Here is a 2,102-nt window from a genome sequence, read left to right as displayed (position 1 = left end):
GATCTTCGACACTCTTTTCCAAATTAACTCGATACAAGAAAACAAACACACCACACGATGCATTTCTTTCGCGGGCTTCCAATTTAGACGTTCGTGCATGACGCAGAGAATGACCACTTTGAGCCCAGAGTTCCGAATGCTGCGCCCCGCACGAACGTCTGCTCTGTTACGGATGAAGTTTCACGTCTCGGTTCGTCTATTTGACATGATCGCAACTGCAACGGCAGCAAGGGCTATGTTGATGCCGACATAAACATAGAGGCCAAACTGCGGACCCGCATCATCCAGACGATACACTGGCAGGAAAATCAGCACGGTGTTTTGCACCCCATGCATGATCCAAGGGATCGCGAGCTTGTAACCAGAAAGCTGAAACAGCCAAAGCATTTGCACTGAAAACGCCATGGTGAAGACAACGAAGACTAGGAACGGGATGAAGATGTGCGGGTCTCCGGGAATGATCCAAAGTGGCAGGTGCCAGAGTCCCCAGATTGCCCCAAGCAGCAGGCTCGATTTCACAAATCCAAATCTATCTTGCATTGGCTCTTGGGCGTACCCACGCCACCCAAACTCCTCCTGACCACCTCCAAAAATCATCATCGATAGGAATGCAGGGATAAGCCAAACGACCACAGGATATGGAAGGTCGGTTGGGACCATACTATCTGGAAGAGCGTCCGCACCTGTAATTGAAACAACGGTTGTGGCCAGCCATGCAGAAGCGACAGGAAGCGCGATGGCAGCAATCAGCATCAGGGGTTTGATGCGAAGGTCAAATGCACTCTTGACCAGTCTCCACGCAGATTTCCAGCCACCGTCGCGCCACAACAGGATCAACGCGGCAGCCATGGGCCCAAAAGTCGACATGAAACCGGCAAAGCCGTTGTAACCGTTACCGCTCAGCGGCGTGGATAGCCCGAGCCAGTCCAGAAATGTCGGGATGAAGAAAACCCAGGAGAGGCCGAATGTCAGGAGGAAGAACGCGCGTAGCCGAGCATTGTGCATTACTAATTTCCTCTCGTTCATCGCGTGGCTCTCTTGCGCATCGAGCCTGTGATGCTAAGAACATACCCGCGGTCAGTTTCCATGAATAAATACTGACCACGGGTATGTTTGTAAAGGGAGACGCCCAATCGAAGTGTCTGGTCGCCGAAAGAACTTGAAGCCGGAGGAACGCCGCAGTCAGATTTTTGACTGTGCACAGGAGTTGTTTTTGACGAAAGGCTACGCGCGCACATCGATCAACGACATTATGAGCGCAGCAGGCGTCTCGAAAGGGGCCTTCTACCATCATTTCGACTCGAAAGAGGCGATGGTTGAGGGGCTGATGGACCGGTACTCAAACCAGATCAGGTGCGCATACGACGCAGTGATCGAGACCGAAGGCCTCGACGCGATGGCGAGGTACATGATGTATCTGGAGATCCTTCGCGACCGGCAGAAGATTGCGGAACCAAAGTCAATGATGCTGGTCATCACTTCACTGCTCAATGAAGAGGATGTGGCATTTCAAGATCGACTGATGGAAGCCGTCGTGGCTGCTGTGGTGCCAGTCTTCTCGGAAGTCTTACGACTTGGAATCGAAGAAGGCACATTTCAAATTGATGACCCTCAGACGGCGGCGCCGCTAATCGTGCGAATAGCCAATCAGCATCGCTACGTACTCAGGTCTGCTTTCGCGGCAAGGACACCGGAGGAGCAGAAGGCTGCTGTACAACGTATCAATGACAGTCTGAACATGCAGGGTTTGGCCATTGATCGACTGCTTGGAATCCCGGACCGCTCGACCCAGCTTAGGAATGACGATTACGCTAAAGACTTTGTCGGCAACCTGCGGCAGGCCACCTCGTCACAGTGACTTCTCCATATTATTTAGATCAAACGAGCCACAAGCAGCGATTGGAGCAAGCGCAGCGAATGGCAGCTTGGTCCCGCACAGCAGTCATTCGCTGTGAGGCGCATCAAGGTCCGCTTTGCAGATGGGGTGGATGGCTCCTGCTCCATCGGCGTCGCGATGCGTCATAGTGCAGTTGTCAGAACTGTGAGAGAGGAGCCACCCCATGCAAGTTACCACCATCGGCCTCGATTTGGCCAAGAATGTC

The 2,102-nt window shown here is 52.9% G+C and carries 2 protein-coding genes; one reads left to right on the top strand and one right to left on the bottom strand.

Annotated elements, in window-relative coordinates; genetic code table 11:
• Positions 1–180: 180 nt before the first annotated feature.
• Positions 181–1,005 carry a CPBP family intramembrane glutamic endopeptidase gene (locus BOA8489_RS19930; protein ID WP_176440393.1) on the bottom strand — a complete coding sequence of 275 codons (825 nt, stop codon included), beginning with the start codon at positions 1,003–1,005 and terminating at the stop codon, positions 181–183.
• A gap of 133 nt (positions 1,006–1,138) precedes the next feature.
• Here BOA8489_RS19930 and BOA8489_RS19925 point away from each other — a divergent pair, with 133 nt between their 5' ends.
• Positions 1,139–1,858, top strand: a complete 720-nt coding sequence (locus BOA8489_RS19925) for a TetR/AcrR family transcriptional regulator (protein WP_281256217.1) — start codon at positions 1,139–1,141, stop codon at positions 1,856–1,858.
• Positions 1,859–2,102: the final 244 nt, after the last annotated feature.

The organism is Boseongicola aestuarii, from assembly GCF_900184815.1.
In the GTDB taxonomy this organism is placed as follows: Bacteria; Pseudomonadota; Alphaproteobacteria; order Rhodobacterales; family Rhodobacteraceae; genus Boseongicola; species Boseongicola aestuarii.
The sequence above is the reverse complement of the archived record's forward strand: the minus strand, read 5'-3'. Positions and strand labels throughout refer to the sequence as shown.

Coding starts and splice junctions, on each gene's coding strand:
- BOA8489_RS19930 (WP_176440393.1), bottom strand. CDS start 1,005: ATGCACAATGCTCGGCTACGCGCGTTCTTCCTCCTGACATTCGGCCTC.